The following is a 24,175-nucleotide window of genomic DNA, read 5'->3' on the forward strand; positions in this document are numbered from 1 at the left end:
CGTCGGGGCGCCGGGGGCGCCGTCCACAGCCCGTCCGGCCGCCCCGGGCCGGGTCAGCCCGGGAGCGCCACGGCGTCGGCCGCGAGGACGAGCTGCACGACGCACACCACCGCCACGGCCAGGCTCAGCAGGAACGGCGCGCGGCTGTGCGGCCGCACGAGCCCCACGGTCCCGGCGAGGGCGGCCAGCACGACCGCGCCGCCGGTGAGCGCTGCCGACGCGACGGAGGGCGGGCCCGGCGGGCCGAGGAGGATCACGACGCTGCCCGCCGCCAGGACCACGGGCGCCAGCACGCTCGCGCCCCGGCGCCCCAGTCGGTGCGGCAGCCCCCGTACCCCGGTGGCGTCGTCGTCCTCCAGGTCCGGCAGCACGTTGGCGAGGTGGGCGCCGACGCCGAGCAGCGCGGCCGCGCCGACCGTCCAGCCCGCGACGACGCGACCGTCGCCCGCCGCGGCCACCACGAACGCGGGCAGCAGGCCGAAGCTCACGGCGTAGGGCAGCCACGACAGCGGCGTCGACTTGAGCCGCGCGTTGTAGGCCCAGGCGCTGCCGACCGCGGCGACGTGCAGCAGCCCCGGCACGAGCCCCGTCGCGAAGGACAGGACGACGCACCCGGCCAGGGCGGCGATGGCGGCCGTCCGGAGCGTGCAGGGCGCGACGGCGCCCGTCACGGTCGGCTTGTCCGCGCGTCCGACGCGGCGGTCGCGCGCGGCGTCCAGCCAGTCGTTGCTCCACCCGACCGACAGCTGGCCGGCGGCGACGGCCGCCGTGACGAGCAGGGCGCGGCCCCCGGGGAGGCCGACGCCGACCGCGAAGACCAGGGCCAGCCCCGTGACCACCGCCGCGGGTGCAGGGTGCGTGGCGAGCAGCAACCCGCGCACCCGTGCCGCCACGTCGCTGCCCATGACGGGAAACTACGCCTGTCGCCCCGTGACCCGGGGCAGGACGCGGGGTTCTCGCGCGGAAGGAAGGCTCGCGGCGCGCGTCTGCCGCGTCCGGCGGGGTGCCCGCGCGCGGGAGAGCGGCGCCGGTGCCACGATGCGAAGCATGTCGCGCGTCCTCGCCGTCGCCCCCGTCCTGCCCGGTCCGGCGCACCCCCAGGGGCGGATCGCCGAGATGGTCGCCCCGCTGCTGGCAGACGCGGGGCCGCGCCGCGAGCTGGCCCGCCGGCTGCACGCCGCGGCCGGGGTGCGCACCCGGCACCTCGCGCTCCCGCTCGCCGACTACGAGCGGCCGTTCGGGTTCGCGGACGCCAACGCCGTGTTCGCCCGCGAGGGGGCGGCGCTGGCCGAGCGGGCGTGCCGGGAGGCGCTGGCGGCCGCGGGCGTGGAGCCGGGCGACGTCGACCTGCTGTTCTTCACGTCGGTGACGGGCGTGGGCGCGCCGTCGGTCGACGCCGGGCTGGTGGCCCGTCTGGGGCTGCGGCCCGACGTGCGCCGCGTGCCCTCCTTCGGGCTCGGGTGCGCGGGCGGCGCCGCCGGGCTGGCGCACCTGCACGAGTACCTCGCGGGGCACCCGGACCAGGTGGCGCTGCTGGTCTCCGTCGAGCTGTGCTCGCTCACGCTGCAGCGGGACGACGGCTCGACCGCGAACCTGCTCTCGTCCGGCCTCTTCGGGGACGGGGCGAGCGCGGTGGTCGTCGCCGGCGACGACGTCGTGGCCCGCGGCCCGCGCCCCGCGCCGTGGGTGGTGGACGCCCGCGGCCGGCTCTACGCCGGCACCGAGCGGCTCCTGGGGTGGGAGGTCCGGGACACCGGGTTCGGCATCGTGCTGTCGGCGGAGCTGCCGCAGCTGCTGCGGGCGCACCTCGCGGGGGACGTCAAGGACCTGCTGGCGGCGCACGGCCTGGAGCCGGCCGACGTCGGCACCTGGGTGGTGCACGCCGGTGGGCCGAAGATCGTCGACGCCGTGCGCGACGCCCTCGACCTGCCCGAGGAGGCGCTGGCCCGCACCCGCGCGACGCTGGCGGCCGAGGGCAACCTGTCGTCGTCCTCCGTGCTGCACGTGCTCGCGGCGACCCTCGACGACGGCGCGCCGCCGCCGGGCGGGTGGGCGGTGCTCATGGCGTTCGGGCCCGGCGTGGCGGTCGAGCTGGTGCTGCTGCGCGCGGCAGCCGCGGGGGCGGCATGAGCGCGGCGCTCTACGCCGCCCTGGTGCTCGCGACCGGCGTGGAGCGGCTGGCCGAGCTCGTGGTCTCGGCGCGCCACGCCCGCTGGTCGTTCGCGCGCGGGGGCGTCGAGTCCGGCCGCGGGCACTTCCCGGCGATGGTCGCCCTGCACACCGGCCTGCTGGTGGCGTGCGTCGTGGAGGTCGTCGTCGCCGACCGGCCCTTCCTGCCGTGGCTGGGGTGGCCCATGCTCGCGCTCGTCCTCGCGAGCCAGGGGCTGCGCTGGTGGTGCATCGCGACGCTGGGGGAGCGGTGGAACACGCGCGTGATCGTGGTGCCCGGGCTGCCGCTGGTGCGCCGCGGCCCCTACCGCTGGCTGGCGCACCCCAACTACGTGGCCGTGGTCGTCGAGGGCGTCGCGCTGCCGCTGGTGCACACGGCGTGGGTGACGGCGCTGGTGTTCACCGTCCTGAACGCCTGGTTGCTGCTGGGCTTTCGCATCCCCGCGGAGGAACGCGCGCTGCGGGCCGTCGAGGCCGGCTGATGTCCGGCCGCCCGCCCGACCAGGGCGTCGACGTCGAGACGGACGTGCTGGTGGTCGGCGGCGGCCCCGTCGGCCTCGCGGCGGCGATCGAGGCGCGGCGGGCCGGGCTGGGCGTCGTGGTGCTGGAGCCCCGGCCGGCACCGGTCGACAAGGCGTGCGGCGAGGGGCTGATGCCGGGCACGCTCGCCGCGGTGCGGCGGCTGGGGGTCGACCCGCCGGGCTGGCCGCTGCGCGGGATCTCCTATCGCCAGGACGGGGTGGTCGCCGATCACCGGTTCGCGGCCGGGCCCGGCCGTGGCGTGCGCCGCACCGCCCTGCACGCCGCGCTGCACGCGGCCGCGCTCGACGCCGGCGCGTCCGTGCTTCCCCGGCGCGCCGGGGCGGTGGTGCAGGACGCCGAGGGCGCCGTGGCGGCGGGGGTCCGCGGCCGCTGGCTGCTCGCCTGCGACGGGCTGCACTCGCGGGTGCGGAGGGAGGTGGGGCTCGACCTGCGCGACGACGGGCCCCCCGGCGTCGCGCGCCGGCGCGTCGGCCGCGACCGGAGGCGGCGGTTCGGGCTCCGCCGGCACTTCCGGGTGCCGCCGTGGACGGACCTGGTGGAGGTGCACTGGGCCCCGCGGGTCGAGGCGTACGTCACGCCCGTGGCCCCGGACCTCGTGGGCGTGGCCGTGCTCGGCCCGGCGGGCGCGGACCTCGACGCGGCCCTCGCGACCCTGCCGGAGCTGGCCGACCGGCTGGCGGGCGCGCCGGCGGCCGGGCCGGTGCGGGGTGCCGGGCCCATGCGGGTGCGCAGCCGGGCACGGACGGCCGGGCGGGTGCGGCTGGTCGGGGACGCGTCCGGCTACGTGGACGCGCTGACGGGGGAGGGGCTGCGGGTCGGGTTCGCGCAGGCGCGCGCCGCCGTCGCGGACCTCGACGACCCGGCCGGGTACGAGCGGGCGTGGTCCCGGGCCACCCGGGACGTGCGTTGGCTCACGTCCGGGCTCGTGGCGGCGGCGACGTCGCCCCTGCGCGGCCGGGTCGTGCCGGCGGCGGCCCGGGCGCCGGCGCTGTACGGCGCCGTGGTCGAACGACTGGCGCGCTGATGAAAGCCCGAGGCAACTGTGACCGATCTGCAAGACAAGCCGTTCACATGGCGGGACGGTTGTGGCACCCTGGGTAAGGCTGGACCCTGACAGGTGAGGTAAGCCTCACCCGATCGCAGGAGAATCCTCCTAGAATCGAACGCCACGCATCCCCGATCCGGAAGGCGTATCCCGCAGTGAGCAGCATCCGACCTCTGCGCGTCGCGATCGTCGGCGCAGGCCCCGCCGGCATCTACGCCGCGGACATCCTGTCGAAGACCGACCTCGACGTGAGCATCGACCTCTTCGAACGCCTGCCCGCCCCGTTCGGCCTCGTGCGCTACGGCGTCGCCCCGGACCACCCGCGCATCAAGCAGATCATCACCGCGCTGCACCGCGTGCTCGGCCGCGGCGACGTGCGCCTGCTGGGCAACGTGGACTACGGCGTCGACCTCAAGCTCGACGACCTGCGTCAGTTCTACGACGCCGTGATCTTCTCCACGGGCGCGATCAAGGACCACGAGCTGCCGGTGCCCGGCATCGACCTCGAGGGCTCGTACGGCGCCGCGGACTTCGTGTCCTGGTACGACGGCCACCCCGACGTGCCGCGCACCTGGCCGCTCGAGGCCAAGGAGGTCGCCGTGCTCGGCGCCGGCAACGTCGCCCTCGACGTCGCGCGCATCCTCGCCAAGCACGCGGACGACCTGCTGCCCACCGAGATCCCGGCCAACGTCTACGACATCCTCAAGACCTCGCCGGTCACCGACGTGCACGTGTTCGCCCGCCGCGGTCCGGCGCAGGTGAAGTTCTCGCCGCTGGAGCTGCGCGAGCTCGGCCACGTGCCGGACGTCGACATCGTCGTCTACCCCGAGGACTACGAGTTCGACGACGGCTCGATGGCCGCCGTCGAGTCGTCCAACCAGACCAAGCAGGTCGTCAAGACGCTCACGGACTGGACGCTCGTCGACCCGTCGACGCAGAAGGCCTCGCGCCGCCTGCACCTGCACTTCCTGCACGCGCCGGCCGAGATCCTCGGCGAGGACGGCAAGGTCGTGGGGCTGCGCACCGAGCGCACGGCGCTCCAGGGCGACGGCACGGTCAAGGGCACGGGCGAGTTCCACGACTGGCCGGTCCAGGCCGTCTACCGCGCGGTCGGCTACTTCGGCTCGCCGCTGCCGGAGATCCCCTTCGACGAGCTGAAGGGCGTCATCTCCAACCGCGAGGGCCGCGTCGTCGACCTCGACGGCGAGCACCTGCCCGGCGTGTACGCCACCGGCTGGATCAAGCGCGGGCCGGTCGGCCTCATTGGCCACACCAAGTCCGACGCGTCCGAGACGATCCGCCACCTCGTGGAGGACGTCACGGGTGTGGGCGACGGCGGCGACGTCGCGACCGGCGACCTCGCGTCCGGCCGTACCGCCACGCAGGCGGACCCGCAGGCCGTGCTCGACTTCCTCGCCGACCGCGGCGTGGACGTCGTCGAGTGGGACCACTTCGTGCTCCTCGACGAGCACGAGAAGGCGCTGGGCGAGCCGCACGGCCGCGAGCGGATCAAGGTCGTGCCGCGCGACGAGATGCTCGACATCGCGAAGGGCCGCGCGTGACGGTGCGAGCCTGACGGTGCGGGGCTGACGGATCGGCACGAGGGCCCGGGCGGGAACCGCCCGGGCCCTCGGCGCGTTCACCCCGTGACATCCTGCCGGCGCGCCGGCGCGGGCAGGGCGCACGGAAGGAGACGGCAGGACACATGGGCCACCAGCACTTCAACGGTCTCAAGACGGCGGCGCTCTTCGGCGTCATGTGGGCCGTGGTCCTCGGTCTGTGGGCGCTGTTCTTCCGCGGCAGCGCGGGCATGCTCGTCGTCTTCGTGGGGATCGGTCTGGTCACGACGTTCGTCGGCTACTGGAACTCCGACAAGATCGCGATCCGGGCGATGCACGCCTACCCGGTGACGGAGCTCGAGGCGCCGGAGATGTACCGCATCGTGCGGGAGCTCTCCACCGAGGCCCGCCAGCCCATGCCGCGCCTGTTCATCTCGCCCACGCAGGCGCCGAACGCGTTCGCGACCGGGCGCAACCCCAAGAACGCGGCGGTGTGCTGCACCGAGGGCATCCTGCGCCTGCTCGACGAGCGGGAGCTGCGCGGCGTGCTCGGGCACGAGCTGATGCACGTGTACAACCGCGACATCCTGACGTCCTCGGTGGCGTCCGCGATGGCGGGCGTCATCACCTCGCTGGCGCAGTTCCTGCTGATCTTCGGCGGCGGCGACCGGCGCGAGGGCGGCAACCCGCTCGCCGCGCTGGCCATGGCGATCCTCGCGCCGTTCGCGGCGATGATGATCCAGATGGCGATCTCCCGCACGCGCGAGTACGACGCGGACGAGGACGGCGCCAAGCTCACCGGCGACCCGATGGCCCTCGCGTCCGCGCTGCGCAAGCTGGAGTCCGGCACGGCGAAGGCACCGCTGCCGCAGACCCGCGAGCTGCAGAACGTCTCCCACCTCATGCTGGCCAACCCGTTCCGCGGCGCCGGCATGGCGAAGATGTTCTCCACGCACCCGCCGATGGCGGACCGCATCGCCCGCCTGGAGAAGATGGCCGGCGGCACGGGCTTCGGCCCGGGGGGAATCACCCGCTACTGACGCCCCGCGCGGCCGCGCTCGGGGAGCGTGGCCGACGTCGGTCTGCCAGGCTGACCTGCGATGACCTCAGCCCCGCCGGGCGGCCGGGACGACACCCGTGACACGGCCGAGCCCGGGCAGCGCGAGCGCCCGACGTCGTCGCACCCGGACGCCGGTCACGCGCGCCTGCGGCGCTGGCAGGCGGCCACCGAGTGGCCGCTGACGGCGATCTCCCTGCTGTTCCTGGTCGCGTACGCGATCCCGATCGCGCGCCCGGACGTCTCGCCGGACGTGCGGGCCGTCTGCTCCGTCGTGCTCGGGGTGACGTGGCTGCTCTTCGTCCTGGACTACGTGGTGCGCACCCGGCTGGCCCCGCACCCGTGGCGGTACGTGCGCCGGCACCCGCTCGAGCTCGCCGTGGTCGTGCTGCCGGTGCTGCGCCCCCTGCTGCTGGTCTCCGTGGTGGTGCGCCTCAACCGCGTCAACGCCGTGCGCCTGCGGGGACGCGTGGTGCGGTTCGCCGTGGCCGGCACCGCGCTCCTGGTCGTCGTCGGAGCGCTGACGGTGACGCAGGCCGAGCGGGGTGCGCCGGGCGCCACCATCGTCAACCTCGGCGACGGGTTCTGGTGGGCGATGGTGACCATCACGACCGTCGGCTACGGCGACCTCACGCCGGTGACCCCGACGGGCCGGGTCATCGCGGTCTGCCTGATGCTCGGGGGCATCGCGCTGCTGGGCGTCGTGACGGCGACGCTCTCGTCCTGGCTGGTGGAGCGGGTCACCGACACGTCGTCGCCCGACGACCGCCTGGGTGCGGCGGGGGAGGCGCCCGTCGGCATGGTCAGCCAGGCGCAGGTGGCGCTGCTCGTCGCGGAGGTGCAGGAGCTGCGCGCGCAGCTCGTCGCCGACCGGCAGCGCACGCAGGCTCAGGGGGAGAGCGGCTCCGCGGAGTAGCCGTCCACGCGCGGGGAGACGTCGAGCGCGGCCTCCACCGCGGCGGCGACGCCGTCGTCGTCGTTGCCGGGCACGACGGCGTCCGCGCAGGCGAGCACGTCCGGGTGCGCGTTGGCGACGGCGTGCCCGCGGCCGGCCCAGCGCAGCATCGGCAGGTCGTTCGGCATGTCGCCGAAGGCCCACACGTCGCGGGCGTCGACGCCGAGCCGGCGGCACCACCGGGCGAGCGCGACGTCCTTCGTCACGCCGGGCGGCAGCAGCTCGGCCAGCCCGGCGGCGCCGGAGTAGTGCAGCTCGGCCCGGCCGCCCACGACCTCGCGCACCCGGTCGAAGAACACCTCCTGGTCGTCGTCCCGGACGTCGCCGCGCTGCACGACGCCGAAGCCCTGCGTGGGTGTGCCGGGCCGGACGGCGAGCAGCTTGGCCACGGCGTCGTCCCCTCCGCGCAGCGCGTCCTCGACGGGCACGGCCCGCAGGCCGCGGTCGAGCCCGGGCTCGCCGTCGGGGAACCAGGGGTCGAAGGCCGGGCCGCGGACGGTCTCGACGGCGAGGCCGACCCCGGGCACGGCCGCCCGCAGCCCGGCGACGAGCTCCTGCACGACGCCCTCGCCGAAGCCGCAGGCGTCCAGCGCCCGGCCGGAGCCCAGGTCCCAGACCGCGGCGCCGCCCAGCGCGATGACCCGGCCGTGGCCGCCGACCAGGTCGCCCAGGTCGGCCAGCCAGCGGGGCGGGCGGGCGGTGACGAAGACGACCTCGACCCCGGCGTCCTCCACGTCCCGCAGCGCGCGGCGCGTGCGCGCGGAGACGGTGCCGTCCGAGCGCAGCAGCGTGCCGTCGAGGTCTGTCGCGACCACGCGCGGCAACCCGCGGCGTGCGCCGCCCGCCCGTGCGGTCACCGGTAGTTGACGAACTGGACCGCGAAGTCGAGGTCCGCGCCCTTGAGGAGCGCGATCACGGCCTGCAGGTCGTCGCGGGACTTGCTCGTCGCGCGGACCTCGTCGCCGGTGATCTGCGTCTTGACGCCCTTGGGGCCCTCCTCGCGGATGAGCTTGGTGACCTTCTTGGCGTTCTCACCCGCGAGGCCCTCCTTGAGGGAGCCGGCGAGCCGGTAGACCTTGCCGGACGACTGGGGCTCGTTCTCGCCCGTGTCGAGGGCCTTGAGCGAGACCCCGCGCTTGACGAGCTTGGTCTGGAACACGTCGAGGGCGGCGAGCACGCGCTCCGCGGAGTTCGCCTCGAAGACGATGGTGTCCTGACCGCTCCACGCGATGGACGCGCCCACCCCCTTGAAGTCGTACCGCTGCGCGATCTCCTTGGCGGCCTGGTTGAGGGCGTTGTCCACCTCCTGGCGGTCCACCTTGCTGACGATGTCGAACGACGAGTCGGCCACGACTGCTCCTTGCTGCTCTGGTCTTGCTCAGATCGGCGTGCGATCCGGGCCCGGACGTATCAGGTGGGTGGGGTTCGCCCACTACCGTAGTGCGGCGGTGCATGGGGAGGCCTACCCATCGAGACGGACGGCGTCATGTCGGGCGTCTTCGGTAGGGTTCGCCGAGGTTTGCATCACACCGGTTCCCAGGCAACTTCCCCAGATGGGTCAGACCGGTCCTCCGCCCGCGGCGCGACGGTAGCGCGCGGGCTGTCGCACCAGCCGCTGTCCGCACCTGCCCAGAAGTAGGAGAGGAACCGAACCGCATGAGCCTCGTCTCTCGTGCCGTGGAGAACCGTCGGTCCATCGCATCGGTCGGGGTCGTCGCGCTCTTCGGCGCGGGGCTGACCGGCTTCGCGCTCTGGTACGACGGCGAGGCGACGGTGGACGTCGACCTCAACGACTCCGGCGTCTGGGTGACGAACGCCGCCGACGGCGAGATCGGCCGGTTCAACTACGAGGCCAAGGCGCTCGACGGCACGCTGTACGCCAACACGACGGGCTTCGACGTCCAGCAGGACGCGCAGCGCGTGCTCCTGTCGAGCACGGGGGACTCCTCGGCCAGCCCCGTCGACCCGGCGCAGCTCGCCCTGACCAGCACGATGAAGCTGCCCGGAGGGGCGCAGGTCGCCTCGGGCAGCGCCACCACCGCGATCTACGACGGCGAGTCGGGCAGCGTCTGGGTGCTCCCGTTCGACGGGGCGGCCTCCTTCGACCCCGAGGAGACGGAGCCCGTGCTCGAGAAGGTGGGCAAGGGCGCCCGGCTCGAGGTGAGCACGGGCGGCACCGCCGTCGTGGCGTCCCCGGCCGACCAGAAGCTGTGGACCATCCCGACCAGCGCGCGCGGCACGGCCGAGGACCCCGAGGAGGAACGGCTCTCGGTGCAGCCGGGGACCGACGTGCAGGTGACCACCGTGGGCGAGGAGCCCGTGGTGCTCGACCGCTCGACGGGCAAGGTCGTGCTGCCCGGGGGCGACGCGGTGGAGATCGACGGCGGCGCCGAGGCGCAGCTGCAGCAGCCGTCGCCCGACTCGGACATCGTGCTCCTCGCGACCTCGCGCGGGCTGGTCTCCCAGCCGCTGGACGGCGGGACGCCGACGAAGCGGACCGCGAACGGCACGCCCGCGCGGCCCGTCCAGCTCGGCGAGTGCGTCTACGGCGCCTGGTCGGTGTCCGGGCAGGTCGTGCGCGACTGCCCCGGGACCGACGACGACCAGGACGTCGTCCTGGAGGGCCTCTCCGCCGACAGCAGCCTCGTCTACCGCGTGAACCGCGACGTCATCGTGCTCAACGACGTGGCCCGCGGCACCCTGTGGATGGCGGCGGACGAGTTCCAGAAGGTCGACGACTGGGACCTGACCATCCCGGAGAACGACGAGGGCGAGAAGACCGAGTCCGAGGAGACGACGCCGGAGCAGGTCGACCAGTTCGTCGCCGACCGCGACAAGAAGAACCGGCCGCCGCAGGCGAAGGACGACTCGTTCGGCGTCCGGCCCGGCCGCACCACCGTGCTCAACGTGCTCGGCAACGACGTCGACCCCGACGGCGACGTCATGACCGTCGAGGTCGACGGCGAGCCGACCGGTGACATCGCCGTGGACCGGGTGCTCGACGGCGCCGCGCTGCAGGCCGACGTGCCCACGGACGCGACGGGGAGCACGACGCTCACCTACGTGGTCGACGACGGCCGCGACGGGTCCGACACCGCGAAGGTCACGCTCACCGTGGTGCCGGAGTCCGAGAACGACGCCCCGACCCAGACGGGCGAGCCCGTGCTGCGGGTCGGCCAGGACGGCACCGCCAGCATCAAGGTGCTGCCGTACTTCCGCGACCCGGACGGCGACGACCTGTTCCTGTCCCACGCCAGCACGGGCGACCCGAAGGACGAGGTGCGCTCGCGGCCCGACGGGACGATCGAGTTCCGCGACGGCGGGGCGGCCACCGGCCGCAAGATCGTCGACGTCACGGTCTCCGACTCCCGGGGCAAGCCGGTGGAGGGGACGCTGATCGTCGAGGTCGTGGCGACCAACGAGCCACCGGTCGCGGTGCAGGACCACGTCACGGTGCTCGCCGGCCAGCCGGTCACCGTACGGCCGCTCGAGAACGACACCGACCCCAACGGCGACCCGCTCCGGCTCGTGCACGTGACCGAGAAGAAGGGCCTGTCGTTCTCGAACAACCTCAACGCGGGGATGTTCACGGTGCAGGGCGACGAGCCCGGGTCCTTCGACGTGACCTACCAGGTGAGCGACGGCCCCAACTCGACGACGGGGCTCGTCCGGGTGGACGTCGTCGCGCCGCCGGAGGACGCGGCCCCGCCGGTGGTGGTCTCCGACCAGGTGCTGCTGCCGTCGGACGGCTCCGCGCTGCTCGACGTGCTGGCGAACGACACCGACCCGGCGGGCGGCGTGCTCGTCGTGCAGTCGGTCTCCGTGCCGGACGACTCCCCGGTCGACGTGGCGGTGCTCAACCACGACGTCCTCAAGATCATGGAGAAGCAGCGGCTCGATGAGCCGGTGACCTTCGAGTACACGGTCGCGAACGGCACCGGCTCCGCCACCGGCCAGGTGCGCGTGGTGCCCATCCCGGCCCCGAACACCCTGCGGCCGCCGGACGCGGGTGCCGACGAGGCGATCGTCCACACGGGCGACGTCGTCACCGTCCCCGTGCTCGACAACGACACGCACCCGGACGGGCTGGACGTCGAGCTGAACGACGAGCTGCAGGAGGAGCCCGAGGCGGACCTCGGCGAGGCGTTCGTCTCCGAGGACACCGTGCGGTTCAAGGCGGGTCCCGAGGCGGGCACCGCCCACCTCGTCTACGAGGTGCGGGACAGCAACGGTCAGAAGGACTCCGCCCAGGTCACCATCACGATCAAGGACGACGAGGAGAACACCGCCCCGCAGGTGCCCGACACCGAGACGCGGGTGCTCAGCGGCAAGACGGTGCGCATCCCGCTCGCCCTCGACGGCACCGACCCCGACGGCGACCAGGTCACGCTGAGCTCGATCGCCGCGGCCCCGGAGCAGGGCACGGCGACGATCGTGGACGGGTTCGTCGACTACACGGCGGCCGAGGGCGCCGCGGGCTTCGACTCCTTCACCTACCAGGTGACCGACACCCGTGGAGCGGTCGGCCAGGGCACCGTGCGCGTGGGCATCGCCGCGCCGCCGGAGACGAACCAGCCCCCGCAGGCCGTGGACGACGAGACCACGGTGCGGCCCGGCCGCACGGTGGCCGTCCGCGCGCTGGAGAACGACAACGACCCCGACGGCGACGAGATCGGCCTCGTGAAGGACGGCTTCGACGGGCTGCCCGACGGGCTGACGCCGAAGGCGGTCGAGGACGACATCGTCCTCGAGGCCCCCGCCGACGAGGGCGCGACGTCCTTCTACTACACGGTCCAGGACGCCTTCAAGGCGCGTTCCACCGGGTCGGTCACGGTGAACGTGGACGCCGACGCGCCGCTGCTCCGGCCGGTCGCGAAGGACGACGTGGTGACGGCGGAGCAGGTCCGCGACGCCTCGACGGTCACGGTGGACGTGCTCGCCAACGACGTCGACCCCGACGGCGTGGGTGCCGACCTCGAGGTGTCGGTGGACCAGCAGACCGAGGGCGTCACCGTGCGCGAGGACGGCCAGGTGCAGGTGGCGCTGACGCCGCAGGCGCAGGTGATCACCTACACCGTCACGGACGTGGACGGGCTGCAGGCCAAGGCCTTCGTGCGCGTGCCGGGCGACCAGTCGCGGCCGTACGTGAAGCCCGGCTCGACCCCGCTGCAGGCGGTCAGCGGCGAGCCGCTGCCCGTCGAGCTGGGTGAGCTCGTGGTGGTCCGGGACGGTCGTGAGCCCCGGATCACCGAGGAGAAGTCGGTCGAGGTCACCGAGGGGACCGCGGTCGTGCAGGACGCCGACACGATCGAGTTCACGTCGAGCGAGGACTTCGCCGGGTCGGCGTCGGTGAGCTTCGAGGTGACCGACGGCGACGGGCCCGACGACGAGGACGGCAACAAGGCGGTGCTCACGCTGCCGATCGACGTCGTGCCCTCGACGAACCAGCCGCCGAAGGTGGTCGGCTCGCCGACGCTCCAGGTCGCGGCGGGCGAGGACAGCACGGTCGACCTGTCGCGCTACGTCAAGGACCCGGACAAGGACAAGCTGACCTTCGACGTCGAGAGCCCGAAGGGCATCACGACGTCCGTGTCGGGCGGCACCGTGACCGCGCAGGTCGAGCCGTCGGTGCCCAAGGGCACCATGCAGGACGTCGCGTTCACCGTGTCCGACGGCAAGAACCCGCCCGTCAGCGGCAACCTCGAGCTCACGGTCGTCGGCTCCACGCGCCCGCTCGTGCAGACGACGCCCGACAAGGTGCCCGACGCCCACCAGGGGCAGCCGGTGACGATCCCGGTGCTGGAGAACGACACCAACCCGTTCCCGGGCGAGGACCTGACCGTGGTCGGCGCGTACGGCGAGACCGGGTCGGGCACCGTGTCGTACGACGACCGGGACGTGATCATCACCCCGGACGAGGACTTCCACGGTGTGCTCACCGCGCGCTACGCGGTGCACGACGCCACGCAGGACCCGGACCGCCAGGTCGAGGGCACCGTGACGGTCACCGTCCTGGGCCGTCCGGAGCCGCCGCGCGCGCCCACGGTGGAGGAGGTGCGCTCCGGCACGGTGGTGCTGAGCTGGGAGCAGCCGAACAACAACGGCGCCGACATCACCGGGTACACGCTGCACGCCTCGGACGGCAAGACCCAGGAGTGCGCCACCACGACGTGCACCTTCGACGGGCTGACCAACGACGTGGAGTACACGTTCACGGTGACGGCCACGAACGAGGTGGGCGACTCGGACGAGTCGGCGGCGTCGAAGAGCGCCCGGCCGGACCAGAAGCCCGACGCGCCGGCGGCGCCGAAGCTCGAGTTCGGCGACGAGCAGCTCACCGTCACGTGGACGAACAAGGACTACACCGACCGGTCCGCGATCACGTGCGTCAACCTGGAGATCAGCCCGGCCCCGGCCGACGGCAAGATCCAGAAGCCGTGCGTCGAGGGGACCTCGACCGTGTGGGAGGGCCTGACCAACGGCACCGCGTACACGGTGCGGGCGCAGGCGCTGAACGACGCCCCGGACCCGTCCGACTGGGGCGAGGCATCCTCCCCGGAGACGCCCGCCGGCCCCCCGGCGGCCCCGGCGGCCCCGAAGGCGAGCCGGGTGGACACGGCCGTGGGCGGCCAGACGACCGTGTCGTGGCAGGAGCCGGACACCAACGGCGCCCCGATCGACATGTACTACCTCGACGTGTACGAGGGCGGTTCCCAGGTCAAGACCGTCAAGGTCGGCAAGGCGCGGTCCCAGACGGTGCAGGACCTCAAGACGAACGCCACGTACACCTTCAAGGTGCGGGCCGAGAACAAGGCCGACGTCTCCGCCGCGAGCCCCGCGTCCAACGCGGTGGTCCCGTACGGCACGCCGACGGTGCCGGGCAACGTGCAGGCCGCCCTCGGTTCGACCACGAACGGCCAGGCGGACGTGAGCTGGAGCGCGGCGGCGGAGTTCCGGGGGCCGGCCCCGTACTACCAGGTGCGGGCCAACGGCTCCGGCGGGAAGAACGTCGGCAACGTGACGTCGTACACCTACAAGGGCCTGTCCAACGGCACCAAGTACACGTTCCAGGTCCAGGCGTGCAACGAGTACACCTGCTCCGACTGGTCGGACAGCTCGGGCTCCGTGACCCCGTTCACCACCCCGGGAAACCCGCGCCTGAGCTGGAGCGGGACCAAGAACGGCACCGGCCGGGTCGACGACGGGTCGTTCTCGATCAACGCCCCGAGCAGCAACGGCGGGCGGGCGGTCGACAAGATCGAGTGGAAGCTGTCGGGCAGCGCCTCGGACGGCGGGACCAAGACCTCGTGGCCGGCCTCCGTCGGTGTCCCGACGGGCTACAGCAAGACCTACACGCTGCAGGCCCGCGCCCACAACGAGGCGGGCTGGGGAGCGTGGACCTCCGTCACGGGCAAGACGGACGCGCCGCCGCAGCCGAAGGCGACGGTGTCGAAGGGCAACCGGACCGGCGTGCAGGACGGCTGCTCGTCCGGCAACTGCAACTACTTCAAGGTCACGGCCAAGGACTTCGACGGCAAGTCCCACCGCGTCGAGTGCTGGTCGTACAACAACCCGGACTCGACCGCGGGCTGGCACAACATCCGCATGACGGGCAGCAAGGTCTGGACGACCCCGGGCGGCCCCGGCTATGACGTGAAGCTCGGCGCCTCGACCACCGTCCAGCTCGACTGCTACTACGGCTACGACGGCACCCAGGTCGCCGTGGTGATCGACGGCGAGCGATATGCCGCGACCACCTGGTGACCCCGTCCAGCCCGACCACGACTCCCCGAGACAACGAGCACGAAGGAACACCGAGATGACGATGACCCCCGAGCAGGCCGCCTGGTTCGCCCAGACGTTCGAGCGCCTCGTCGGCAACGTGGGGCAGGCGGTCCTGGGCAAGGCGCCCGTGGTGCGCCTCGCGCTGACCTGCATGCTGGCCGAGGGGCACCTCCTGCTGGAGGACGCCCCCGGCACCGGCAAGACGGCGATGGCACGCGCGATCGCGGCGTCCGTGCAGGGCTCCCACAACCGCATCCAGTTCACCCCGGACCTGCTGCCGTCCGACGTCACCGGCGTGACGATCTACGACCAGCGCACGCACGAGTTCGACTTCCGCCCGGGGCCGATCTTCGCGTCCATCGTGCTGGCCGACGAGATCAACCGTGCCTCGCCGAAGACGCAGTCGGCGCTGCTGGAGGTCATGGAGGAGGGGCGCGTCACCGTGGACGGCACCACCCACGACGTGGGCCGCCCGTTCATGGTCATCGCCACGCAGAACCCGATCGAGCAGGCCGGCACGTACCGCCTGCCCGAGGCGCAGCTCGACCGCTTCCTCATGAAGACGTCGGTGGGCTACCCGGACCACGCGTCCACGGTGGAGATCCTGTCCGGCGCGTCGGTGCGCGACCGCAGCCAGGCGCTCCAGCCGATCATCACCACGCAGGCGGTCACGGAGATGGCGACGCTCGGCGCGACGGTGCACACCGACTCCGCGGTGCTCGAGTACGTGAGCCGCCTGGCGGAGGAGACCCGCAACGCGCCCGAGGCCCGGATCGGCGTGTCCGTCCGTGGCGCGCTCGCCCTGGTGCGGTGCTGCAAGGTGTGGGCGGCCGCGCACGGTCGCAACTACGTGCTGCCGGACGACGTCAAGCAGCTCGCGCAGCCCGTCTGGGCCCACCGCTTCGTCCTGGACCCGGAGGCCGAGTTCACCGGCGCCCGGGCGGAGGTCGTCCTCGCGCGCATCCTCGCCGACGTCGCCGCGCCGCAGGAGCGCGCCGCGGTATGACCTCGACATCGACCCCGGTGTCCCCGGCCCCCGCGGCCGCACGGGACACCACCGGGAACCGGCTCGGGCGCTGGTGGGTGCGCGCGTCCGGGGCCGTCGGCGCACGCTGGGCGGCGCTCGTGCGGGCGTGCGCCCCCGTGACGCAGGCGTTCTCGACGTTCGGCGTGGCCGTGCTGGTCGTGTGCGTGGGCGCATGGGTGGCCGGGCTCGCCCTGGGCTGGCTCGAGGTGCTCGTCGGCGCCGTCCTGCTCACGGTGACCCTCGTGGCGGCCATCGGCTTCGTCTTGGGGCGCCTGCGGTACGAGGTCTCGCTCACGCTCACGCAGTCGCGCGTGACGGTGGGGGACCCGGCGGTGGGGCGCCTCGACGTCCGCAACTCCGCGGCGCGGCCGATCCTGCCGTCCGTGATGGAGCTGCCCGTCGGCCGCGGCACCGCCGCGTTCCCGGTGCCGCGGCTGCGCGGCGGCGGCTCGCACGAGGAGATCTTCCGCATCCCGACCCGGCGCCGCGGCGTCATCACCGTCGGCCCGGTGAAGTCGGTGCGCGCCGACCCGATCGGGCTGCTGCGCCGCGAGGTGACGTGGACGGACGAGCAGGAGCTGTTCGTGCACCCGCAGGTGAAGAACCTGGCGGGGTCGTCGACGGGCTACCTGCGCGACCTCGAGGGGCGCGTCACGACCGACATCACCGACTCCGACGTGTCGTTCCACGCCCTGCGCGAGTACGTGGCGGGCGACGACCTGCGGCACATCCACTGGAAGACGACGGCCCGCACCGGCACGCTCATGGTGCGCCAGTTCGAGGAGACGCGGCGCTCGCACCTCGCGGTGCTGCTCTCCACCCGCGTCGAGGACTACGCGAACGACGACGAGTTCGAGCTCGCGGTGTCGGTGTGCGCCTCCCTCGGCCTGCAGGCCATCAAGGAGGACCGCGGGGTCACCGTGCTCGTGCAGTCCGGCAGCCTGCGCGGCGACCACCACACCCGGCTGCTCGACGACCTGTCGCGCGTGGAGCTCGAGCCGTCGCGTCGTGCGCTCGTCGACCTGGCCCGCGCCGCGGGGAGCACCGCCGCCGACGCGTCCGTGATCGCGTTCGTGCTCGGCAGCCGGGTGACCCCGACCGAGCTGCGGTCCGCGTCCGCGCGCCTGCCCGTGGGCGTGAACGTCATGGCGATCCAGTGCGTGCCGGGGGCGAACCTGTCGCGGCACAACATCGCGGAGGTCGGCGTCCTGACCCTCGGGCGGCTGGGCGACCTGCCGATCGCGCTGAAGAAGATGAGCGAGACATGAACGACGAGACCACACGCGGCGGGCGCCGGGCCTGGTCGGGGCAGGGCGCGGGCGACGACTCGCTGCGCACCGGCACCGGGCTCGGCCGCGGCACGACGCGCCGCAAGGAGGCGTCGCGTCCCCGCGCGACGTCGCCGCTCGCCCTGGTCGACCTGGCGGCGCTCGTGGTGCTGCTCGCGGCCGTCGCCGTCGGCTTCGGGCCGGTCTGGGGCTCGGCGGGCTACGTGCTGCCCGCCGCCGGGGGCGCCGTCCTCGGTCTGACGGTCGCCTGGCTCGGTGCCTGGCGCCGGTTCCCGGCGGTGCTCGTGCTGGCGGTCGCGGTGGTCGCGTACCTGCTGTTCGGCGCGGCCCTCGCGCTGCCGCAGGACGCGATCGGCGGCGTGCTGCCGAGCCTGCAGACCCTCCAGGACCTCCTGATCGGCGCGGTCGAGGGCTGGAAGCAGTTCATCACCACGGTGCCGCCCATGAGCTCGTTCCCGGAGCTCGCGGTCGTGCCCTACCTGCTGATGCTGCTCGTGGCGCTCGTCGCGGGGACGATCGCCTGGCGCGCCCGGCACGCGGTGTGGGCGATGGTCCCGGTGCTCGTCGGGTTCGTGGGCGTCATCCTGCTCGGCACGCTCGACGCGGCGCTGCCGGTGGCCCAGGGCATCACGATCGCCCTCGTCGGCCTGCTGTGGGGCGGGGTCCGCGCGATGGAGGCGCGGGTCGGGACCCACTCGATCAGCACGGAGCAGAGCGAGGAGGCCACCCGCCGCCTGCGCTGGTACCGGGTGCGCACGGGCGCCGCCATCCTCGGCGTCGCGGCCGTGACGGCCGCCTTCGTGGCGCCGGCGATCATGCCGTCCCAGCCGCGGTCGGTGCTGCGCGAGACGATCGTGCCGCCGCTCGACCTGCACCAGTACGCGAGCCCGCTCGTCGGCTTCCGCCACATCGTGAAGGAGCAGCGGGAGGACGAGCTGTTCACGGTGAGCGACCTGCCCGAGGACGGCCGCGTGCGCCTGGCCGCGCTCGACCGCTACGACGGGGTGGTCTTCGACGCCTCCGGGACCGGCGGCGACACCGGCGTGTACAGCCGCGTCGGCACGACCATCGCCACCGCCCAGGAGGGCACCCCGCAGCGCGTCGACGTGACCGTGACGGGGTACGACGGCGTGTGGGTGCCGCAGTTCGGTGCGCTCACGGGCCTCACGTGGACGGACGCGAACGCGCGCGCCCAGGACGCGGGCTCGTACTACAACTCGACCACGGGCACGGTGCTCACGACCGCGGGCGTGCGCCCCGGCGACACGTACAGCCTGGACACGATCGTCACCGAGGAGCCGTCGGAGGACGCGCTCAAGAAGGCGACGATCGTGGGTGCCGACCTGCCCGAGACCGACCAGTCGGCCCTGCCGCCGGGCCTGCCCGCGAAGGCGGTGCAGTTCGCGGGGGAGGAGACGGACCCGGCCACGAAGCTGTTCCTCATCCGTGACGCCCTCGCGGCGTCGGGCGTCCTGTCGAGCGGGCTTGAGGGCCAGTACCCGTCGCGCCCCGGCCACTCCGCGGAGCGGGTCGACACGCTGGTGCAGCAGGAGAAGATGGTGGGCGACGACGAGCAGTTCGCCGTCGCGCTCGCCCTCATGGCGCGGCAGGCCGGCATCCCGGCGCGCGTCGTCATGGGCTTCTACCCCGGCAAGGACAGCAACTACACGGCCGGCGAGCCGTGGACCGTGCTGGGCAGCGACGTGCACGCCTGGGTCGAGGTGCCGACCTCGGAGTACGGGTGGGCGGCGATCGAGGCCGTGCCGGAGCAGAAGCCGCAGATCCAGCCGGAGCCCAAGTCGGAGCAGGTGCCCAAGCCGCCGGTGCTCCAGGAGCCGGAGCCGCCGGAGGAGCCCGAGCGCGTCGAGGCGGGCACGGTCGAGGACGACGAGGAGGAGGCCGAGAACGAGGCCTTCGACTGGCGCCTCGTGGGCCTGGTCGTGCTGATCGTCGGGATCCCGCTGCTGCTGATCGGCGGCCCGATCGTCGCGATCCTCGCGTACAAGGCGCGTCGTCGGGCCCGACGGCGCACGGCCGACGACGCTGCCGCCCGGATCAGCGGCGGCTGGCACGAGGTCGTGGACGTCGCCACGGACCTGGGCAGCACCGTCCCCCCGTCGGCCACCCGCCGGGAGGGCGCGTACCTGATCGCCGAGCAGTACCGGGCGCCCGGTACGCTCGCTCTCGCCCACCGTGCGGACGCAGGCGTCTTCGGGGAGGGCGAGCCCAGTGCCACGGAGGCGGACGACTTCTGGCGCGAGGTGGACGAGCTCGTCGCGGGGGTGCGGTCCGGTGTCGATCGGCGCCGCCGGCTCTTCGGGGCCCTGTCCCTGCGGTCGCTGCGTGCTCGCGCGACGTGGCGGCCGGGGCGGGCGCTCGGCCGGTTCGCGCGGGACGTCGGCGCCAAGGTCTCCGGGGTCGGTTCGAGGATCGTCTCCAGGGACGGCTCCAGGAGCAAGGAGAAGCGATGAGTGACGTGCAGTGCCCCGGCTGCGGGTCCACCCAGCGGGCGGGGGCGCCGTTCTGCGCCGTGTGCGGGCGCGAGTTCCCACGCACGGGCAGGCCGGTCGGGCCGCCCGCGGGTCCTCCGCGGGGCGCGTTCGACGCCGCGGCCGGCGTCGCCGGCCCGGGTGGCCCCGCGTCCCTCGTGCACACGGGCACCACCGAGCCCGAGATGATGACGGCCACGCAGGTGCCCGCGTACCTCGGGTCCTCGACGCCCGAGCCCGAGGCCGTACCCGTGTACGCGCACGTGGGCCGGCGCATCGTGGCGTTCCTGCTCGACGGCGTCGTGGCGGGGGTGCTCTTCGGGATCGTCTACGGCATCGGGTTCTCGACGATCGACCTGCCGTCGGGCGTCATCACGTCCACCGACCCGCGGTTCGCGGGGCTCGTCACCCAGATCCTCACCGTGGCGGGCCTCGCCTCCGCGGCGGCGGGCCTGTACTGGCTCGCCATGCTGATCTGGGAGGGCCTGACCGGCAAGACGCTCGGCAACCTGGTCATGGGTATCCGCACGCAGGGCGTCGACGGCGGCATGCCGATCGGGGTGGGCCGCGCGTTCCTGCGCTACCTGGTCGTCGCCGCCTGCGGGCTGGTGCCGTTCTTCGGCACGATCCTCGTGCAGCTCAGCCCGCTGTGGGACGGCGGCGGCCGCCGCCAGGGCTGGCACGACAAGGCCGGGAAGGCCGTCGTCGTGGACGCTCGCGCCATGCAGCGTGCCGCGGCGCCGCGCACCGCCAGCTTCGCCCCGGCCTCCGGCGGCCCGGCGGTGGGCCTCGCCGCGCCGCCGTCGGCGCCGTCCGCCGTCCTGCTGGGGGCGGTGGCGGCGCCGCCGACCCCGACGCAGCAGCCGGCGCCGCAGCAACAGGCGCACCAGCCGGTGAACCAGCCGCCGTACCAGCCGACGAACCAGCCGCCGTACCAGGCCCCTGCCGGCCCGCCGGCCGGCGTGCCGGACCCCTACGCGACGCCGGCCTACCAGCCGCTGGCCGGTCCGGCGTCGGGTGCGGGCGGGCTCATCACCGGGATCCCGGGGTCCACCGCCCAGCCGCCGGCGGGGCCGCAGCAGGCGATGCCCGACCCGCAGCAGCTCCAGCAGCAGTTCCAGCAGCCCCAGCAGCAGCCCCAGACCCAGCAGCCCGCCTCGGACGTCACGCCCGAGGTGTCGGAGCACACGAGCTTCGACACGCGCATGCAGTCGCGGGCGCAGCGCCAGGAGCTGCGCCCGGCGCCCGTCGTGGGCGTGGTGCTCGAGCTCGAGTCGGGCGACCGGCACACCGTCGACGGGCCGGCCCGGGTCGGCCGCAACCCGGAGGCGTCGGCGGGCGAGACCGTCACGCTCGTGCGGATCGACGACCCGACGCGGTCGGTGTCGAAGAACCACGCCGACCTGGACGTGGACTCCGCGGGCCTGTGGATCAACGACCGCGGGTCCACGAACGGGACCGTCATCTCCGTCGCCGGTCTGCCGCCGCGGGTGGCCGAGCCCGGCGCACGCGTCCGCGTGCCCATGGGGGCCACGATCCACGTGGGCGACCGTCGCATCGTCGTCCACCCGGGGGCGCACGCATGACCGACGACGACGCGCTCGTCCTGTCCTGGGGCAGCTCGTCGCACGTGGGGCGCCGGCGCAAGGTCAACGAGGACGGGTACCTGGCCGGGGCCGGCGTCTTCCTGGTGGCGGACGGGATGGGCGGTCACGACGCGGGCGAGGTCGCCAGCGCCGTCGCGCTCGACACCCTGAGCCCGCTGCAGGACGAGCCGAGGGTGGACGCCGACCGGGTGGCCGAGCTGGTCGCCCTGGCGCAGTCGCGGGTGCGGGCGATCGACACCGGCCCCTCGGGGCGGGGCGCCGGCACGACGCTCACCGGCGCGCTGGTCTCCGAGCAGGACGACGTCCCCTACTGGCTGTTCGTGAACGTGGGCGACTCGCGCACGTACCTGATGTCGAGCGGCGTGCTGGACCAGGTCAGCGTGGACCACTCCGAGGTCCAGGAGCTGGTGGACGCGGGGATGCTCACGGCGCAGGAGGCGCGGCTGCACCCGCGCCGGAACGTCGTGACGCGGGCGCTCGGCGCGGACTCCACGCCGATGCCCGACTTCCGGTACGTCCCGGTCGCCGCGGGCGACCGGGTGCTGGTGTGCTCCGACGGGCTGACCGTCGAGCTCACCGACGAGCGGATCGCCCGGGTGCTGCTCGAGCACCCGGACCCGCAGCGGGCGGCGAGCCGGCTCGTGGAGGAGGCGGTCGCGGCCGGTGGCCGCGACAACATCACGGTCGTGGTGGTCGACGTCACCCATGCGGTGGACGACGACGAGACCGCGACCAGCCCGCGGGGCGGGCAGGTGCTGGACGACGAGGACACGATCCCGACGCCCGAGGGCGCGTGGGGCCGGGCCTCGATGACCGGGGGGCAGGAGGTCGACGCATGATGACGGTGGGATACGTCGAGGGCAGGGCGCAGGCGCTGGTACGGGGGGACACCGTGCTGCTGCTGCCGGAGCCCGTGGAGCCGGAGGTCGTCTCGCGGCTCTGGGAGGCGCTCGAGGCGCCGGAGCAGGGCGGTGTCGTGTCCGTGGTCGGGGCGCTGACGGACGTCGCGGGGAGCCTGACGGCGGTGCCGCCCTTCGCGGTGGTGACGCTCGACGCCCGGGCGCGCGAGGCGCGCGTCGCCGTGCGCGGGACGTCCGCCGCGGTGCGGGTGCGGGCGGCGGGCGGCGACGTGGAGGTGTCCGGCGCCGGCGTGCTGATGTGGGCCGAGCGCGTGGTGGCGGAGGTGGCCTCGGTCGAGCTGGCCCTGGACCCCGGCCCTGCCGGGGACGGCCCGGTCTGGCCGTTGCAGGGCGGAGTGGTCCGCGCGGCGCTCCTGCGCCGGGCGCTGGACGGCGGCGACGTCGCGACCGCGGCACCCGCGGCGGCACCCGCGGCGGAACCCGCCGGGTCCGCCCCGGCCGCGCCTGCGGCGGGGCCCGCCGCACCCGCCCCGGCCGAGCCGCTCGGCGGCCTCGGGGGTTCCGACCCGGACGCCTGGCCGCTGCCGGGCCAGTCGAAGCTGCGCGCTCCGGCGCTGCCCGCGGTCGTCGCGGTCCCCTCGCAGGAGACGCTGATCGGGGGCGCCGACGGTGACCCCCTGCCGATCGCGACGATCTCCGCGCCCGGCGAGGGCGTGGCGGCCACCGGCGACGTGCCGGACGCCGCCGCCCCGGACGGGCCCGCGATCGCCGACGGCACGCCGGACGACGACGAGACCCCCGCGCCCGAGCGGCAGGAGCAGGGCGAGCCGAGCTCGGACACCGTGCTCGGCGGCGACGGGGACGACTACGACCACCTGTTCGGCGACACCGTGTTCCGCAGCGTCGAGGACGCGGCGGTGCGTCTCGCCGGCGACGAGGAGGGCGAGGTCGACGCCGCGCCGGACGCGTCGTCCGGGCCCGCGGCGGGCCCCGAGGCTCCCGCACCGGACCCCGCACCAGGCCCCGCGCCGGAGGCGTCCGCGCCCCCCGCCCCTCCCGCGCCCCCGGCGGCGTCGGACGGCGGGCTGATCGCGTCGATCCCGTTCGGCCCCGGCGCCCCGGGGACCCCGGCGGCCGCCTCCCGTGCCGCCTCCGTCTCCGCGGAGCCCCCGAGCGGACCACCCGCACCGTCCGGGCCCGTCGACGACCACGACGGCAACACGATCATGACCTCGGACCTGGCCGCGCTGCGCGAGGCCGCGGGCGCCGCGCTGCCGCAGTTCGGGGCGCCCGCGGCCCCCGGGGCCCGGGACGTCCTGGCGCTGGAGTGCCCGCAGGGGCACCCCAACCCGCCGACCCGTCAGCAGTGCCGCACCTGCGGCGTCCCGCTGGACGGCGACCCGGCGCTCTCGCCGCGCCCGCCGCTGGGCCGCGTCCGGATCGGGGCGGTCGACGGGGCCCCCGCGGGGGAGGACCAGGTGGTGGAGCTCGACCGCGACGTCGTCGTCGGACGCCGCCCCCGGTCCAGCACGACGTCGGCGGACCGGATGCCGCGGATGGTCACGGTCCCGAGCCCGCAGAAGGACATCTCCCGCTCGCACGTCCAGGTGACGCTCGAGGAGTGGCACGTGCTGGTGGAGGACCTCGCCACCACGAACGGCACCGTGCTGCTCCGCCCGGGACAGAAGCCCCGGCGCCTGCACCCGAACCAGAAGGAGATCGTGGTGGACGGCGACGTGCTGGAGCTCGGGGACGGCATCACCCTCGCGTTCGAAGGGATCTGGTGACTG

16 protein-coding genes are annotated in these 24,175 nt (G+C 74.3%); 13 read left to right on the forward strand and 3 right to left on the reverse strand.

Annotated elements, in window-relative coordinates; all coding sequences use genetic code 11:
* Positions 1 to 53: 53 nt before the first annotated feature.
* On the reverse strand, positions 54 to 905 hold the full coding sequence (locus tag ACFQ8Y_RS09800) for a UbiA family prenyltransferase (protein ID WP_430585335.1): 852 nt from the start codon (positions 903 to 905) through the stop codon (positions 54 to 56).
* Between the two features lie 142 nt (positions 906 to 1,047).
* Here ACFQ8Y_RS09800 and ACFQ8Y_RS09805 point away from each other — a divergent pair, with 142 nt between their 5' ends.
* The 6 genes from ACFQ8Y_RS09805 to ACFQ8Y_RS09830 all read left to right on the forward strand — a co-directional run bounded on the left by ACFQ8Y_RS09805 (position 1,048) and on the right by ACFQ8Y_RS09830 (position 7,289).
* A complete protein-coding gene (locus tag ACFQ8Y_RS09805) occupies positions 1,048 to 2,130 on the forward strand; it encodes a type III polyketide synthase (RefSeq protein ID WP_430563921.1) in 1,083 nt (360 codons plus the stop codon).
* Positions 2,127 to 2,651 carry an isoprenylcysteine carboxyl methyltransferase family protein gene (locus ACFQ8Y_RS09810; protein ID WP_430585336.1) on the forward strand — a complete coding sequence of 175 codons (525 nt, stop codon included), beginning with the start codon at positions 2,127 to 2,129 and terminating at the stop codon, positions 2,649 to 2,651. The genes ACFQ8Y_RS09805 and ACFQ8Y_RS09810 overlap by 4 nt, the downstream gene beginning before the upstream one ends.
* Positions 2,651 to 3,736, forward strand: coding sequence for an NAD(P)/FAD-dependent oxidoreductase (locus tag ACFQ8Y_RS09815; RefSeq protein WP_430585337.1), 1,086 nt, complete (start codon positions 2,651 to 2,653; stop codon positions 3,734 to 3,736). Before ACFQ8Y_RS09810 ends, ACFQ8Y_RS09815 begins: the two co-directional genes overlap by 1 nt.
* A gap of 176 nt (positions 3,737 to 3,912) precedes the next feature.
* Entirely contained in the window at positions 3,913 to 5,319 is a 1,407-nt protein-coding gene (locus ACFQ8Y_RS09820) for an FAD-dependent oxidoreductase (RefSeq protein ID WP_430563924.1), read from the forward strand.
* A gap of 143 nt (positions 5,320 to 5,462) precedes the next feature.
* Entirely contained in the window at positions 5,463 to 6,356 is an 894-nt protein-coding gene (gene htpX, locus ACFQ8Y_RS09825) for a zinc metalloprotease HtpX (RefSeq protein ID WP_429764854.1), read from the forward strand.
* 60 nt (positions 6,357 to 6,416) lie between these two features.
* Positions 6,417 to 7,289, forward strand: coding sequence for a potassium channel family protein (locus ACFQ8Y_RS09830; RefSeq protein WP_430550562.1), 873 nt, complete (start codon positions 6,417 to 6,419; stop codon positions 7,287 to 7,289).
* On the opposite strand, the gene ACFQ8Y_RS09835 is transcribed toward ACFQ8Y_RS09830, so the two are convergent.
* Together ACFQ8Y_RS09835 and ACFQ8Y_RS09840 are read right to left on the reverse strand one after the other, a co-directional pair.
* The gene (locus ACFQ8Y_RS09835) at positions 7,262 to 8,143 is read right to left on the reverse strand and encodes an HAD family hydrolase (protein ID WP_430585338.1); all 882 of its coding nucleotides are present in this window, start codon (positions 8,141 to 8,143) and stop codon (positions 7,262 to 7,264) included. The two genes, ACFQ8Y_RS09830 and ACFQ8Y_RS09835, sit on opposite strands and share 28 nt — an antisense overlap.
* Positions 8,144 to 8,181: 38 nt before the next feature.
* Positions 8,182 to 8,679: a YajQ family cyclic di-GMP-binding protein gene (locus ACFQ8Y_RS09840; RefSeq protein WP_429764848.1), complete on the reverse strand. Its 498-nt coding sequence runs from the start codon at positions 8,677 to 8,679 to the stop codon at positions 8,182 to 8,184.
* 305 nt (positions 8,680 to 8,984) lie between these two features.
* On the opposite strand from ACFQ8Y_RS09840, the gene ACFQ8Y_RS09845 reads away from it, so the two are divergent.
* From ACFQ8Y_RS09845 to ACFQ8Y_RS09875, 7 genes are read left to right on the forward strand one after another with little or no spacing between them, the layout of a single operon-like run.
* Entirely contained in the window at positions 8,985 to 15,092 is a 6,108-nt protein-coding gene (locus ACFQ8Y_RS09845) for an Ig-like domain-containing protein (protein ID WP_430585339.1), read from the forward strand.
* 55 nt (positions 15,093 to 15,147) lie between these two features.
* On the forward strand, positions 15,148 to 16,119 hold the full coding sequence (locus ACFQ8Y_RS09850; RefSeq protein ID WP_430550559.1) for an AAA family ATPase: 972 nt from the start codon (positions 15,148 to 15,150) through the stop codon (positions 16,117 to 16,119).
* A complete protein-coding gene (locus ACFQ8Y_RS09855) occupies positions 16,116 to 17,408 on the forward strand; it encodes a DUF58 domain-containing protein (protein WP_430563928.1) in 1,293 nt (430 codons plus the stop codon). Before ACFQ8Y_RS09850 ends, ACFQ8Y_RS09855 begins: the two co-directional genes overlap by 4 nt.
* Positions 17,405 to 19,900: a transglutaminase-like domain-containing protein gene (locus ACFQ8Y_RS09860; protein ID WP_430563929.1), complete on the forward strand. Its 2,496-nt coding sequence runs from the start codon at positions 17,405 to 17,407 to the stop codon at positions 19,898 to 19,900. Before ACFQ8Y_RS09855 ends, ACFQ8Y_RS09860 begins: the two co-directional genes overlap by 4 nt.
* A complete protein-coding gene (locus ACFQ8Y_RS09865; protein WP_430585340.1) occupies positions 19,897 to 21,504 on the forward strand; it encodes an RDD family protein in 1,608 nt (535 codons plus the stop codon). Before ACFQ8Y_RS09860 ends, ACFQ8Y_RS09865 begins: the two co-directional genes overlap by 4 nt.
* The gene (locus ACFQ8Y_RS09870; RefSeq protein ID WP_430550555.1) at positions 21,501 to 22,364 is read left to right on the forward strand and encodes a PP2C family protein-serine/threonine phosphatase; all 864 of its coding nucleotides are present in this window, start codon (positions 21,501 to 21,503) and stop codon (positions 22,362 to 22,364) included. Before ACFQ8Y_RS09865 ends, ACFQ8Y_RS09870 begins: the two co-directional genes overlap by 4 nt.
* Complete coding sequence (locus ACFQ8Y_RS09875; RefSeq protein ID WP_430563932.1) at positions 22,361 to 24,172, forward strand: FHA domain-containing protein; 1,812 nt, start codon at positions 22,361 to 22,363, stop codon at positions 24,170 to 24,172. The genes ACFQ8Y_RS09870 and ACFQ8Y_RS09875 overlap by 4 nt, the downstream gene beginning before the upstream one ends.
* Positions 24,173 to 24,175 lie beyond the last annotated feature (3 nt).

Source organism: Isoptericola sp. NPDC056605, from assembly GCF_042792795.1.
Taxonomy (GTDB): Bacteria; Actinomycetota; Actinomycetes; order Actinomycetales; family Cellulomonadaceae; genus Isoptericola.